This is a genomic window from Ilumatobacter sp., assembly GCF_041688325.1.
Taxonomy (GTDB): domain Bacteria; phylum Actinomycetota; class Acidimicrobiia; order Acidimicrobiales; family Ilumatobacteraceae; genus Ilumatobacter_A.
Genome location: NZ_JBDNIJ010000042.1, coordinates 43120 through 56814, shown reverse-complemented (window position 1 = coordinate 56814; position 13695 = coordinate 43120). Strand labels below are relative to the sequence as shown.

Annotated in this window: 12 protein-coding genes; 3 read left to right on the top strand and 9 right to left on the bottom strand. The window is 62.9% G+C overall.

The window, feature by feature from the left end:
• Positions 1 to 67: 67 nt before the first annotated feature.
• Positions 68 to 304: an SPOR domain-containing protein gene (locus ACH2EI_RS03115; RefSeq protein WP_395152880.1), complete on the top strand. Its 237-nt coding sequence runs from the start codon at positions 68 to 70 to the stop codon at positions 302 to 304.
• 54 nt (positions 305 to 358) lie between these two features.
• On the top strand, positions 359 to 1123 hold the full coding sequence (gene rpe, locus ACH2EI_RS03110) for a ribulose-phosphate 3-epimerase (RefSeq protein ID WP_395152879.1): 765 nt from the start codon (positions 359 to 361) through the stop codon (positions 1121 to 1123).
• Between the two features lie 94 nt (positions 1124 to 1217).
• On the opposite strand, the gene ACH2EI_RS03105 is transcribed toward rpe, so the two are convergent.
• The gene (locus ACH2EI_RS03105) at positions 1218 to 1814 is read right to left on the bottom strand and encodes a GNAT family N-acetyltransferase (protein ID WP_395152878.1); all 597 of its coding nucleotides are present in this window, start codon (positions 1812 to 1814) and stop codon (positions 1218 to 1220) included.
• 35 nt (positions 1815 to 1849) lie between these two features.
• On the opposite strand from ACH2EI_RS03105, the gene ACH2EI_RS03100 reads away from it, so the two are divergent.
• Entirely contained in the window at positions 1850 to 2869 is a 1020-nt protein-coding gene (locus tag ACH2EI_RS03100) for a hypothetical protein (RefSeq protein WP_395152877.1), read from the top strand.
• Here the strand turns inward: ACH2EI_RS03100 and ACH2EI_RS03095 are convergent.
• The 8 genes from ACH2EI_RS03095 to rplS form a co-directional block, all read right to left on the bottom strand.
• Positions 2791 to 6282, bottom strand: a complete 3492-nt coding sequence (locus tag ACH2EI_RS03095; RefSeq protein ID WP_395152876.1) for a UvrD-helicase domain-containing protein — start codon at positions 6280 to 6282, stop codon at positions 2791 to 2793. The genes ACH2EI_RS03100 and ACH2EI_RS03095 overlap by 79 nt on opposite strands.
• Positions 6279 to 9449 (bottom strand): PD-(D/E)XK nuclease family protein, encoded by a 3171-nt coding sequence (locus ACH2EI_RS03090; RefSeq protein WP_395152875.1) that lies wholly within the window; start codon positions 9447 to 9449, stop codon positions 6279 to 6281. Before ACH2EI_RS03090 ends, ACH2EI_RS03095 begins: the two co-directional genes overlap by 4 nt.
• A 113-nt stretch (positions 9450 to 9562) precedes the next feature.
• Positions 9563 to 10291: a hypothetical protein gene (locus ACH2EI_RS03085; RefSeq protein ID WP_395152874.1), complete on the bottom strand. Its 729-nt coding sequence runs from the start codon at positions 10289 to 10291 to the stop codon at positions 9563 to 9565.
• A gap of 50 nt (positions 10292 to 10341) precedes the next feature.
• Positions 10342 to 11865 carry a SulP family inorganic anion transporter gene (locus tag ACH2EI_RS03080; RefSeq protein WP_395152873.1) on the bottom strand — a complete coding sequence of 508 codons (1524 nt, stop codon included), beginning with the start codon at positions 11863 to 11865 and terminating at the stop codon, positions 10342 to 10344.
• A 411-nt stretch (positions 11866 to 12276) separates the two neighbouring features.
• Complete coding sequence (locus tag ACH2EI_RS03075; RefSeq protein WP_395152872.1) at positions 12277 to 12591, bottom strand: type II toxin-antitoxin system PemK/MazF family toxin; 315 nt, start codon at positions 12589 to 12591, stop codon at positions 12277 to 12279.
• Positions 12563 to 12799 (bottom strand): hypothetical protein, encoded by a 237-nt coding sequence (locus ACH2EI_RS03070; RefSeq protein ID WP_395152871.1) that lies wholly within the window; start codon positions 12797 to 12799, stop codon positions 12563 to 12565. Before ACH2EI_RS03070 ends, ACH2EI_RS03075 begins: the two co-directional genes overlap by 29 nt.
• A 44-nt stretch (positions 12800 to 12843) precedes the next feature.
• Positions 12844 to 13215 (bottom strand): YraN family protein, encoded by a 372-nt coding sequence (locus tag ACH2EI_RS03065; RefSeq protein ID WP_395152870.1) that lies wholly within the window; start codon positions 13213 to 13215, stop codon positions 12844 to 12846.
• Positions 13216 to 13322: 107 nt separating this feature from the next.
• Positions 13323 to 13670 carry a 50S ribosomal protein L19 gene (gene rplS / locus ACH2EI_RS03060; RefSeq protein WP_394933220.1) on the bottom strand — a complete coding sequence of 116 codons (348 nt, stop codon included), beginning with the start codon at positions 13668 to 13670 and terminating at the stop codon, positions 13323 to 13325.
• Positions 13671 to 13695 lie beyond the last annotated feature (25 nt).

The window sequence follows — 13695 nt, the reverse complement described above, 5'->3', positions numbered from 1 at the left end:
TCCAGCGTACGACGACGACTCTGTGCTGCGTCGGATGAGGACCGACGGGTGATGAAAGAATGAGGGCATGCCAGAACGCAAGATCAACACACGCGTCGTCGAAACCAAGGACACCGATTGGTACTGGGATCTCGACAAAAAGATTGCAGTCCGAGCCGACAATCGTGGCCCCGGCGACCAAACCCTCGGACCGTACGACACGAAGGCCGAAGCCGAGAACTGGCAGGCCACATCGTCCAAACGCAACGACGCGTGGGACAACGACGACGAGAAGTGGAACGACGTCAACTCGTCGTACGACTGACAGCGACACCGGACTTTTCAGCTCAGACATCGACCGCGGCTAACTTTGGCCAGCGTGGCACGTCCAATTCAGATCGCTCCCTCCGTCCTCCCCGCCGACTTCTCGAAGCTCGGTCAGGAAGTCGCTGACCTCGAAGCCGCCGGGGTCGATCTGATCCAGTGGGACGTGATGGACGGACAATTCGTGCCGAACCTCACCTTCGGCCCCGACATCATCAAGTCGGCCCGCCAGCATTGCAACGTGCCGTTCGAGGCGCACATGATGGTCTATACGCCCGACGTGATGGCCAAGCAGTACATCGATGCCGGTTGCTCACGCCTCATCGTGCACGCCGAAGCTTGCACGCATTTGCATCGCACGCTCGCCAACATCAACGAGCTGGGTGCCAATGCCGCAGTGGCCCTCAACCCGGCGACACCTGTCAGCGCCATCGAACATGTTCTCGATCTCGTCGACCTCGTACTGGTGATGACGGTCAACCCAGGCTTCGGAGGCCAGGCCTACATCTCCACGATGGAACCAAAGATTGCCCAGGTTCGCAAGATGATCGACGACTCGGGTCGCGGCGACGAGATCGAACTCGAAGTGGACGGCGGCATCAGCCCCACCACGATCGGTGGTGCCGCGGCGGCTGGGGCGAACATCCTCATCGCTGGCAGCGCGCTGTATCGCGATCCAGAAGGTCTCGAGCACGCCGTGGCCGACCTCCGAGCACGCGCCCACGCCGCCATCGCCTCAGCCCTTCCCTCACCCCCCTTCCAAAATGGAGACCATCTCTCTCGCGTGGCGCATCGCGACGATCCCAGTTTCGGCCGATGACGGGGCTCGTTCCGAAATGGAGACCATTTCTTACTACTGAGTGGGTGAAATGGTCTCCATTTTGGGAGAGCTGGTCCAGCTGTAGCGGTTGATGTCATGGCGTCGGGCGGTACATGCCCCACATCTTTGGGCCGACCTCACCGAGGGTTGCCTCAGGATCAACAACCCACTCGCTGCACACATCGAAACCAAACGTTCGGTAGTACGCGACAAGTTCGGGTCGTTCGGTTTCGAGGTAGCACGGAACGCCCTGTTGGTCGGCTTGCTCGAAAGCCACTTGCATAAGTTGCGCTCCGAGGCCGAGTCGCTGCCAGTCGGGATGGGTAGCAAGCAGTTGGAGATACCAGTGCGGCTCGACAGGTTTGTTCTCGGCCATGACCGGGCCAATGAGCGCGAAGCGGGCGAGCTGATCTTCGCTCGGTGGCGGGCCGATTTTGATCCGCTCTGGCTCCGGCGCCTCCGGCTCAACCGGTGGAAACCAGATGGCCAACGCCGCAGCATCATCGGTGCACCACGGCTGTTGACTCGCCAACCAGTTGGTCATCGAGCTCCCGAACACCGCACCATTCGGAAGGAAATAGTCGGCGTCGTCTGGGTAGAGCCAGCGCATGACTGGGTCGTCGGCAAAGGCCCTCATCGCAGTAACGCACAGATTACGGAAGTCGGACTGCTCGGCCCGTCGGATCGTCATACGAGACACCGTATGCGACCTGCTACAAACAACCCGTGGACGAAACAGCCCTGCCGATCATCGCGACCGTTCCGGCGCGTGCAGCACTTGCGGGTAATCCATCCGATGGCTACGGCGGCGCGGTGTTTGCCGTCCCGGTGCCGGCCTGTAGCGCAGCAGCCCGGCTCGATTCGATCGACCGAGGCTATGAGCTCGTCGATGTCCAGTCTGGGCTCAGCCGGTATGAGTCGTGGGCTGATCTTGAGCAAGCCATGGCGTCAGCGACAGCTGCCTCCCCACATTGCCTTCTGCTCGGCGTCATTGCCGAGATCGCCGAGCGCAGCGGGCAGCTCGCTCCGTTTCGACTCGCGGCAGACACCACGATTCCCGTATCGGTGGGGCTGGCCGGTTCGAGTGCAATCGTCATTGCCGCGCTCCGGGTGCTCATCGGCTGGGCCGGCGATGCAATCGACAACGACGAACTTGCCGTCACCGCTCTCAACATCGAGACCCGCCGAATCGGGATTGCCGCCGGCCTTCAGGACCGCGTGGTCCAGGCATACGGCCAGCCGATGCTGATGCAGTTCGATCCCGAGTCGACCCGGTCCGGCCCTGGCGTCTTCACACCTGTGCGCGCTGCTGGCGCCATGCGTCTGTTCGTTGCGTCGCGAGCAAGCACCTCCGAACCGAGCCAAATTGTGCACGGCGACCTCCGGGCCCGATTCGATTCCCGCGACCAAACCGTCACCGATGCCATGCCGATTCTCGCCAATCGCGCCGTCGATGCCGCTGCAGCATTCACAGCCGCCGATGTCGTTCGGCTCGGAGCTGCGATGGATGCAACGTTCGACACACGTGCGTCAATCCTCGACCTCGCTCGCAGTCATGTCGAGATGGTCGAGGCCGCACGCGCTGCTGGCGCTCATGCGAACTTCACCGGCTCAGGCGGGTCGGTGGTCGTGCTCGCCCGGAGCGCAGACGTCGAAGCGGCAGCTCGTCAGTCGCTGAACAAACTCGGCTGCATCATCGTGTCGATCGACACCGCTTTGCCCGACGCCGAGCCAGGGGCTGGCTGAAGCCCAGCAGCCACCGTGTCGCGGACCCGCTGCTTCGCGCCGGCAAGATCACCAACAGAACGCTCGATGGCACCGCTCGCCTTGCAGAAGACAAAGCGGCAGTCAACGACCTCGAGGCCAGTCGATTCTTCGAGAGCAACGGCGTAGGCCGCTCCCTGCAATTCGTATGCAGCGAGCTTGGCGTCGATCTCGGCCGGCGACGACGCGCTGTCGGTCTTGTAGTCGATGATCACGAGACCGTCAGGCGTCTGAACCAGCAGGTCGACATACCCCTCGACCATGACGTCGCCCAACGGCGCACCGACGTACAGCTCTCGGAATGCCGTGTTGGTCCGTGCGAGTGCCACTGCGTCAGAGTTGAGCGCCGAACGGACCAAGGCTCCGACGGTGTCGACGTAGTCGGCAATGGCGTGCAGCTCGCACTGCCGTTGGACGAGCGCATCGAGGTCACCGGGCTCGTCGAAGTCGACAAACTCGAGTGTTGCGTGGACAGCGCTCCCGATTGCCGAGCCGGCGCGACCCTTTTTGCGAACAATCGTCGGTCCCGACGACTCGCCGGCGGCCGACGCTGTGTCGTCGTCGCTGTCGGCCAGTGCTGCGTCAACCGTGCGGGCAATCGCCGTGGCCGACATCGCCGCCGGGACCAAGAAAGGTGCGAGCAGGTCCTGCCGCGCAGCGATCCATCGGTGACGTTCCGCCATCGACTCGCGGGCCTGGCCAACAGCGACGGCCGACACCTGGTGATGAGTGCTGACACGGCCATCAGTACTGGGCACAATCGGAGTCGCAGAGAACGGTCGACAGAGCTCAGGGTTCGCCACTGAGAACATCGCCAGTCGAGTTGCATACGTCGCCTCGGCCTTGCCAGTGACCTTGTGGTGGCCAGACACAATGAGGTGATCACGTGCGCGTGTCGTTGCGACATAGAGCAGCCGTAACTTTTCGTGGGTGTCCATTTCGTCTTCGAGATCGGCGCGAGCGGTGTGCTCGGCTGTCGTAACGCCCGCCCGAAGCTTGATGGCGGGAGGGCCGGTTTCGCCCCACAGCACGCTGACACCGTTCTGCTTTCCCTTGGCTGCGGTTGTCATACCGGAGAGGATGGTGATCGGGAACTCGAGCCCCTTGGACCCGTGCACGGTGATGATCTGCACGGCCTCGTCATCAGTCTCGGGCAGCATCGGTTCGTGGACACGTGAGCCTTCAGACGACTGCAACGCAGCCCAGTCAAGGAACGCCCGCAGCCCTCCGCCGTTCGACTCTTCAAAGGCCCGAGCCTGATCGACCAGGAACCGCAGACGGCGCCACACTTCGGCGGGCCGTTCGGTGCCGTAGCCCAAAAGAAAGCCCCGACGTTCCCGGAGCACGCGTTCGAGCATCGATGCCGGGCCGGTCCACCAGCGTTGTTCCCACATCGCGCGGAGATGCGCGAGCGCCGCGACGACTGGGTGTTGTTGGTCGAACCCCTCGGGGACAGCATTGCGCAGGCTCCATCGTTGATGGGCCTGGTGGTAGACGTAGAGGTCGACGTCAGAACATCCATAGAGCGGCGACCGCAGTGCTGCAATGAGGCTGAGCGTGTCATTCGGATCGTCGACAGCGCGCAGGACAGCCAGCGTGTCACGGACCTCTTGTGTGTCGTAGACCAACGTTCCTGTGGCGAGACGGGATGGAATTTCGTGCCCCGACAATGCGTCGCGCAGAAACGGCAACGACGTTCGAGTTGGAATCAGGATCGTGATGTCACTGAGCCGAGCCGAGCGCCACTGCTTGTCCCGCTGGTCAAACACCGGCCACTGATCGGGTGCAGCCCGAATCGCAGCAACAACTCGGGCGACGTCGGTCGCTTCGGCGAGACGCAACTCGCCCGCTTTGACCTTCGGATCTGGATGTTCGCCTCCGAGTACCACGGGTCGATGATCGGCACTGGATTGAAGGCTGCGACCGGCGCGGAGCGGTTCGTACTTCGGTTGGGCATCGGCGATCTCGTCAGGCATCGCCTCGGCAAAGAGGCCGTTGACCCAGTCGATGATCGGCGGCATCGTGCGAAAGTTCGTGTCGAGCCGAACCGCGCCCGAGCTTCCTGCACCAAATGTGTCGCGAGCCTCGAGAAAGAGCTTGATGTCGGCACGACGAAATCGATAGATCGACTGCTTCGGGTCGCCCACGAAGAACAGTCGCCCACCGGCAACGGAGTGGTCGCTCCATCGCTCCGGTTGCCGCGGTGCAGGAGTGGCTGCAATCAGCGACGCCAGTTCGATCTGGATCGGATCCGTATCTTGGAACTCGTCGAGCAAGACGTGCCGGTACCGATCGTGAAGTACCTTGCGCACCTCGGCGCTGTCGCGCAGCACCTGACGCGCAATAACGAGCAGGTCGTGGAACTCGAGCCCGCCATTCGACTTCCGTTCGTTGGCAGCCTGTCGCACTTCCCGTGCGGTCAGCCGCATCAACTGATCGAGAACTCCCTCGCTGACCTTGTCAAGCACGACGCTGAGCGCGTCGTTCGCTTGGTCGATGATGTCTTTGATGTCTTTCGGGTCGACGGCCCAGTTCTTCTTGGCACCACCCGTACCGCGGCCCCAAATGACGCGCCGACCCTTCGCCGACCGACCCCGACGGTAGAGCGCCTGCATTCGCCGGAGAGCCCGATGCGGATCGTCGATGGCGACCACTGCCTGCATCTCGGGCAGGATCGTGCGGAGGTGGCCGGCGAGCAGGTCGTCAGGATCGAGGCAATCGTCGAGCAGCGCCGACACGGCGCGAACAGCTTCACGGAACGGAGTAAAGTCGATCGGATCAAGGGCAGCACCTAGCGGCTGGTCGAGGAGCTCGTCGAGCCGGTCCCAGTTTTGCGCGAAGTTGTGGGCGACGTCCTTGAAGGACGGCTGTCCCTGAAAGGCAGGGGTGAGTGGGACGTCGAGCAGTGCGGCTCGATACATCAGTTCTTCGAGCTCGGGCTCGTTGTTGAGTAGATCGACGAAGCGATCCCACCGCTGCTCGTTGGCGAGCTGCGAGGCCACCTCGTCGAGCACGCTGATCCGAGGGGGCAAACCAGCAGCCACGGAGAACTCGCCAAGGATGCGGCTGGCGAACCCATGCACCGTCGAGACCGCGGCGAGGTCGGTATCGGCAATCGCTTGCTCGGCTCGCTCTCGGTGCGTTGGATCTTCGGTCTGCGCTCGCTTCTCGAACTCGACGCGGATCCGGGCCTGGAGCTCACTCGCCGCCGCTTCGGTGAACGTGATCGCTGCGATGTCGGAGAGCCTGACGTCATTGTTCAGAACCGTGTTGACGATCCGGCTGACGAGCTGCGTCGTTTTGCCTGTTCCCGCGCCGGCCTCGACAAACAGCGTTCGGTCGAGCCCGTGTGTACTGATCAGATCTCGGGCTGGCTGATCGCTCAACGTCGTCATGACACGTCTCCGTCGCCGTCTTGGTCGCTATCTCGATCGCTGTCTGGCTTCGGCGACAGCGCCACACGCACCGCCAACTCGGGAGCGTGGGCCTTCGCCTCGGCATGATCACCACGGTCGCGTACGCACACGCTGTCGAATTCGCAATACCCACAGTTCTCGTTAGTCAGCCGCCAGGAATCCCACTCCCCCGGTGACGCAGCAAAGACGCCATTGGCAATGCCGGAAGTGATGGCGGTGAGCACTTCATGGAAACGCTCACGCTTCTCGTCGGTCCACGCGTATCCGAGCCGTTGCTCTCCATCGCGCTCAACCAACCAGTAATGCGCCGCCGCCTCGGACATCCCCGTCGCTTGCAGGGCGCCTTCGGCATACATGCCCAGCTGCAGTGTCGTTCCGTCGATAAACGGATCGTCTTTGAGGCCGTCAAATTTCTTTCCCTTGCCTGACTTGTAGTCGCTGACGAGCACTCGCCCGTCGGCAGTTGTGTCGACACGGTCGATCATGCCGCGCAGCGTGATCGAGGAGCCGTTGGGCAACGTGACGGGGACAACGTCGCCGCTCCGGACGCCAAGGTCCAGTTCGACACCGACGGGGGTCGCCAGATGGCTGCTGCGGAACTCGTTGTCGGCGAGCAAGAATTCGTCGAGTAGATCGTGGAGGTCGTCGCGTCGGACACGCCAGTTAACTCGGCGACCCGTTCGCCCGGTCGATTCGTACTCCAGACATTCGCTATCGGCAATGAAGTGCAACCGGGCACGCGCTTCGGGCGACCATGCCTGCTGGGGCGACGGCGCACCGTCACGCAGTGCTTCGCCAATGAATTTTTCGAGCGTCGAGTGGATGAGCGAGCCGCGGTCGAGCGCTGAGATCTCGTCGGTTCGTTCGGGATCGTCACGATCACTGACTTCAAGGACGTAACTGAGGAAGTAGTGGAACCCGCAGCTCGCCCAGGTCTCGAGCCGAGACGGTGACAGTGCCCGATCGCCGATACCTGGTAGTGGAAACACCTCGGCGCCGACACGAGCGGACAGGTTTCCGTCGAACGCGGTGAAGTCAGAACTGGCCCGCGCCGCCTGCATCTGCCATCCGTTGCCGACGAGCACCGCCAGCTCATTTTCGAGGAGCGCGACACCAGCGGCCGCGTCGTTGCCGACTGCCACAAGGTCACGTTCGTCGAGTGACCCGGCATGCGTGGCTGCCGTGATGCCTGAGGCAAACGACCCCACCATGTCGACGAGTTCGAGTTCGTCGAAGTCAGTGGCATGAACCACTCGACCGGCCAGCGCGGATGCCGTATCGAGGAGCCAGCGCGATGGCAGCGCCCGACGATTGGATCGCAAGTCACCACGAGGAAACGTCAGGATACGCCGCCCAGCCGGCGCGGCTGCCAACACCGCGAGGAACGCTCGATGCTGGTGATGGAGCCGTTCGGCTCTCGACTCCAGCTGATCGAGCGACTTGGTTCGGACCGCGTCGGGCAAGATCGCGTCGTCGCGGCGCGGCATCGGCAGCAGCCCTTCGGCGCAGCCGATCACGAATACCGCATCGAGGTCATGGCCGATTGCCGTGCCAATCGGGCCAAAGACGACACCCTGCCCGAAGCTGCCATGGCGCCCTCGGGCAACGTTAAGTTCCGTGCGCAGGGCACGTTGGAACACACCGTGGCTCGGCGTCGGCTCAATGTCGTTGAGAGCAGCCAAGCGCACCAACGCATCTTCGACCCGAGCAAACGACTCCTGCTCGTGATCCGGCCACGATGTGTGTTGGCGCTCCTCACCCAGCAGCGACTGCAGCAGTGCAGTGGCCGCCGCGCACTTGGTCGGCCACGTGTCAGCCTGCTCAACAGCGCGAACCATCGTGTGGAGCCCGTCGACGAATGCCATCAACCGTCGGCCATCGGCAACGCGGTCGCGCAGCCGCTGGAGCTGAAACGTGACAGAGTCGGACTGCACTCCGCTTTCGAGCTTGATGATTCGCTCCGCTGCGCGCTGCTCGTCGTACTCGATCTTGCGTCGCCAGTCAGCGTGATCGATCACGACGCCGGCATCTCGCGAGAGTTGATCCCAGTCGCCTGGCCGCACCGATGCTCCGTCGAAGCGCAGCGGGCCGCCGCTGACTACCGACATCACTCGGTCACGCCGCCAACGCTGTTCTGGCAGCGCCAGCCCGGCAAGGAGCGTTCGACCAGCCACCGACTCAGCGAGCCGCCGAGGATCAGGGCCGTTCGCCGGAATCCCCGCAGCACCGAACTGCTGCTCGATGATCCGCACGTACGGGTCCGGTGTCGGGAAGAACACACCAATGCGGTCGAGCCGTACCCCATCGGCAACCAACCCGATCACGCGACTGCACACTTCACGGACCTCCTCTGCAGCATCGGTGACCGAGATAATCGAGTCGCCGTGGGCGACCGGCACGGACGAAGTGCTGCGCCCGACGAGTGCGGCTTCGCAGGCGCGCCAAGTCGGCTCGTCCGCTCGTGGTGCGCCCGAGACCCCGACGATGACCGACGAAGACGAGGCGGCCCGCAATGCCTCGCCGATGAATCGGCCGATTGCGGGAGTGACCGGGGCCGGGAGATACCAGATGAGGTGGCCGAACGAGCTGAGTCGGTCAGCGAGGTCTGGCCGGTCAGCGGCAGCCGTTGCCAGGTCGTGCTCGGTGTGGAACCCATCGAGTTGCGCAGCGATGCGCCGGTAAAACTTGACAGCGAGCAGCGCTGCAGTGGAGCCCTCTTCAGAGATCGACTCGAGGCCGGCTTCGTCAACATTCGACAGTTCGGCAAAGAGCGCTGCAAGCGCGGCCTCAGTGGCTTCGTGCTGGGCCACGGGTCGATACACGTCGGGGTCTTCGGCGAGCACCTGGCGGACCGCAGCGCCCAGCACCGGGTTGGTAATCGGTTGCTGTTCGAGCAAGAGATCGGCTGCTGCCATTTCGGCAAAGCGGAATGGCGTCATGAACGAGACGTTCGCCACGCCTCCCTTGCCCCCGTGCTCGAGTGCTCCGGACCCGAGCAACCGGCGGGCCGACAGGCCGACAAAGTTGGACGGCACGACGACCGTGACCGGCACGAGCGGACCGGCAGCCTTGGCGCTGGTGACCGCTGCTGCCAACGCCTCCGACGCCGCACGCCCATAGGCGACTACTTTCACCGATTCGATCACATCTGTGAACGTACACATTGCCTGTCACAGAGTTTGTGACAGCGGAGTGGGCAGGAGGGCGGGCAGGAGGGTGGGCAGGAGGGCGGGCAGGAGGGCGGGCAGGAGGGCGGGAGCTAATCCTCTGCGACGTCGGTGCGATGCTCGCGCACTCGATCCGCCGTGTGGTTCGGCACCGGCGTGACTGCGGCGCGCCCGAGTTCGAAGATGCTCTTGATGACCAGGCCCCACACATTGCGGAGTAAGACAAGGCCGATAATGACTGCAAAAGCGATCGCGATCGGCACACCGAGTGTGGCGAGCAGCAAGCGCTTGTCACGGAACAACGGGGTGACAACGCCAGAGTCGACACTCGCGCCATCCGGCCGCAGCGTGCGCACCGGGTCATCGATCACGGGGCACTCGATATCGGTGTCATTCAAGCCGATCACGTCATTGCCACCGAAGAGCGGTTCGGGGGGCCGCACGTTCGAAAACAGGCCACCCAACCCAGAGTCAAATCGAGCGCCCACGAGGTACTCCTCGTCGACATCGAAGAACTTCGCATCCTCGAGATACAGCACGTCGATCAAGCCGTCGATCGCATAGCCACTCGCCGATCCGGCACGTAGCTGCACGATTTCGAAGCGCACCTTCTCGAAGTCTTTGGCGACTGCCTTGCCGACGAATGCCACATCGGCTGCGTCAGGCGCGATGCAGCCTGGAGGAATCGGGATCAGACCGGAGCCGACGTTTTCGGAGATTGGGTTGTCAGGCGGAGGTGGTGTCGCAGCTGCACTCGGCGCCGCGAGAAACGTGACAAGCACACCCATGGCGAGGGTGCACCGCACCAACCGACTCAACACGACGCCCACCTTACGAACCGGACACGGCTGGCACTGGTCATCTCGAACGGTCAGTGATCTGAGGAGACGATTTCCTTGGTCCGCGTGTGCAGATCTGCGGCGTGCGGGTTCATCCCGACCAAGTGTGCTTCGATCCCGCGCTCGGCGAACTTGGCGACCACTGCGTTCAGGGCGACGACCGCTGACGTATCCCAGATGCGAGCGTCGGTGCAGTCGATTTCGACACGTTTGACCTTGACGGCGTCGTAATCAAACTGGTGCACGAGGTCGTTCGTCGAGGCGAAGAACAGCTGGCCGCTGACGGCGTAGAGGCGCTCATGGTTGTCGGGGTCGAGCACGCTCGTGACGCCGACAACGTGGCTGACCTTACGGACGAAGACGACCGCCGACAGCAGCACACCCGCAGCGACGCCATAGGCAAGGTTGTGAGTGACGACAACCACAATGACCGTGCCGGCCATGACCATGGTCTCAGATTTCGGCATCGACTGCGTCGTTTTCGGCATGATGCTCTTCCAATTGAACGTACCGATCGCGACCATGATCATCACGGCGACGAGGGCTGCCATCGGGATCTGGGCGACGAGGTCGCCAAGTACCATGATCAGAATCAGCAGGAACACACCAGAAGCGAGCGTCGACAGCCGGGTGCGACCGCCCGAGCGGTAGTTGATCATCGACTGTCCGATCATGGCGCAGCCGGCCATACCACCGAAGAAGCCGGTGAAGACGTTGGCGATGCCCTGGCCGCGGGACTCCAGATTCTTGTCGGAGTCGGTGTCGGTCAGGTCGTCGAGTAGCTGCGCTGTAAGCAGCGACTCGAGAAGACCGACGAACGTGAGCGTCAGCGAGAACGGGAAGATGATGCTGAACGTTTCCCAGGTGTAGGGGATGTTGGGCAGACCGAAGCCGGGTAGGGCGTTCGGCAGTGCGCCCATGTCGCCGACGGTTGGCAGCGACCAGTCGAAGTAAATGGCACCAGCAGCGAGGACGCTGATCGCAACGAGCGGCGACGGCATCAGCTTGGTGACGCGGGGCAGGCCGTAGATAATGGCGAGGCCGGCGACGATGAACGCGATGTTCAACGGAAGCTGATCCTTGTCGCCGTCTTCGAGGAGGATGTGCGGGATTTGTGCGAGGAAGATCAGGATTGCCAAGGCGTTGACGAAGCCGAGCATCACAGTGCGCGGCACGAATCGCATGAGGTAGCCGACACCGAGCCAACCGAAGACGACCTGCAGCACACCGGCGAGCACAGTTGCGGCAAACAGGTACTGCACGCCGTAGTCCTCAACGAGCGGGACAATGACCAGCGCCATGGCGCCGGTGGCGGCCGAGATCATGCCGGCGCGCCCACCGACCATCGAGATGATGATGGCGATCGAGAACGATGCGTAGAGCCCCACCTTGGGGTCGACGCCGGCGATGATGGAGAACGAAATTGCCTCAGGAATCAACGCGAGTGCGACGACCAGGCCCGACAGCAGGTCGGCTTTGGGGTTCGACAGCCATGCACCGTGGAAGCGGCTGCGCAAGCTGGCGCGCGTCTGTTGATCGAGAGTAGTAGTGGTCAAAGCGAGGCTCCTGGAGAAAACTTGGGGAGGGGTGGGGGATTCCTGCCCGCCAGTCTCCTCGGGCCACGAAGTCTCCTAGGATATGGAAACACGGGTTGTGAATGTGTGATCGTTCAATGGTGTATCTGTCACACCAGGACCTCACATGACTTCATAATCATCCGGACGCATGATCCGGGCCGAACGCGAGATCGACCAACGTCGGCTTTTGCACTCATGTAGATCGTTGCCGCCGTGCGTACTGCCGTGCGGTTCGGCGACTGATGCCGCAATACTGGAGCGGTGGGATTCGACCCGAACCGCCCGTACAACGCAAAGCCGTTCGACTACGCCCTCGTTGCCGTGTGCCTCGCTGCGGCTCTGGGCCTGCTCGGTTGGGCATTCTTCGGCTGATCGACCCGAGCGCTCAGATCAGGTGATTGCCCGAAGCGCTCGCCGAACGCGCTCACAGGCATCGCGATCTGCGTGACCGACTGGTTCGAGCAACTGGCCGAGATCGACGGCGCGGAGCGCATCGAGAGCGAAGATGTCGGCCCCGACAGCAATTCGCCATGGCGGCTGAGGTTCGTCCGCTGGCACGGTCACCGCTGGAGCGACGAGAGCTCGCTCGGCCGCACGATGGAATCGGCCAGTGCTCACCACCAGCACCCGACGCCGCAAGCCTCCACCGACGTCGGCGAGGTGGATGTCGCCGGCATCAGCCATCGAGGGCGTCGAACGCTGCATCGAGTTCGTCCATCTCAGCTTTTCTTCGCGCCTGCTCCTCGGCAGGCAACGTCTTCACGAACGCCGCCGCAACGTCCGCTTCAGCCCAAAACTCTCGGGCGTCGAGCAAATCGAGTGCCTCGATGATCGTCTCCTCGTGCGTCGCCCCGCCGAACGACCTAATTCGGTCACGGGTCGCGACGCTCACCTTGATCGTCGTGGAATCCATATACCCACGGTATACCTCGGGAGCTGCAGCCACAAGGTCGGCCATCAGAAGGCGTTCGTGATCAGTTCGACGTGGTTGCCGGTGACTGCAGCGACGTCGAAACGGACAGGCATATGGCCGAGATCATGGGCTCGCAGCCACTCGACGCCGAGCTGGCGAATACGACGCTGTTTCGCCACCGTCACTGCAGCGGCAGCAGGCCCGTATAGGTCGGACGCGCGGGTCTTCACCTCACAGAAAACGTGCACATCGCCGTCGAGCACGATGAGGTCGAGTTCGCCGGTCGATGATCGCCAGTTGCGATCGATCACCGGACATCCGAGCCGTTCGTAGTGGCGAGCGGCAAGGTTCTCACCCCACTGGCCTCGGGCGCGGTTACGCAGATCGGGTTCGTGTGATCTTTCGGGTGTGCCCATGGGCGCGTTCCTCCAGCAGTAGGTACTTGCTGGGGCAATCAGCCCGAGGGGAACGATCGCTTAATGCGACCGTTCGATTGGTGGCCGACACAACGCCGGCCAGCGCATCAGAAGGTGCGCTTCTCGCGGATCTTGGCAGCCTTGCCCTTGCGATCCCGGAGGTAGTAGAGCTTCGCACGACGCACGTCGCCGCGCTTCATGACTTCGATCTTCGAGACGGTCGGAGTATGCATCGGGAAGGTGCGTTCGACTCCGACGCCGTAGCTGAGCTTGCGGACCGTGTAGGTCTCCTGCAGGCCGCCGCCTTGAATGGCGATGACGTCACCCTGGAAGACCTGGATGCGCTCTTTGCCGCCCTCGACCACGCGCACGTGGACCTTCAGCTCGTCGCCTGCCTGGAACTCTGGAATGTCAGTCCGGAGCGAATCGTTGTCGATGATGTCGGTGGCTTTCATGGCGTTACGTCCAAGTGAATCGAGT

Coding starts and splice junctions, on each gene's coding strand:
- ACH2EI_RS03095 (WP_395152876.1), bottom strand. CDS start 6,282: ATGACGACGTTGAGCGATCAGCCAGCCCGAGATCTGATCAGTACACAC.
- rplS (WP_394933220.1), bottom strand. CDS start 13,670: ATGAAAGCCACCGACATCATCGACAACGATTCGCTCCGGACTGACATT.
- ACH2EI_RS03105 (WP_395152878.1), bottom strand. CDS start 1,814: ATGACGATCCGACGGGCCGAGCAGTCCGACTTCCGTAATCTGTGCGTT.
- ACH2EI_RS03065 (WP_395152870.1), bottom strand. CDS start 13,215: ATGGGCACACCCGAAAGATCACACGAACCCGATCTGCGTAACCGCGCC.
- ACH2EI_RS03115 (WP_395152880.1), top strand. CDS start 68: ATGCCAGAACGCAAGATCAACACACGCGTCGTCGAAACCAAGGACACC.
- ACH2EI_RS03075 (WP_395152872.1), bottom strand. CDS start 12,591: ATGCAGCGTTCGACGCCCTCGATGGCTGATGCCGGCGACATCCACCTC.
- ACH2EI_RS03070 (WP_395152871.1), bottom strand. CDS start 12,799: ATGGATTCCACGACGATCAAGGTGAGCGTCGCGACCCGTGACCGAATT.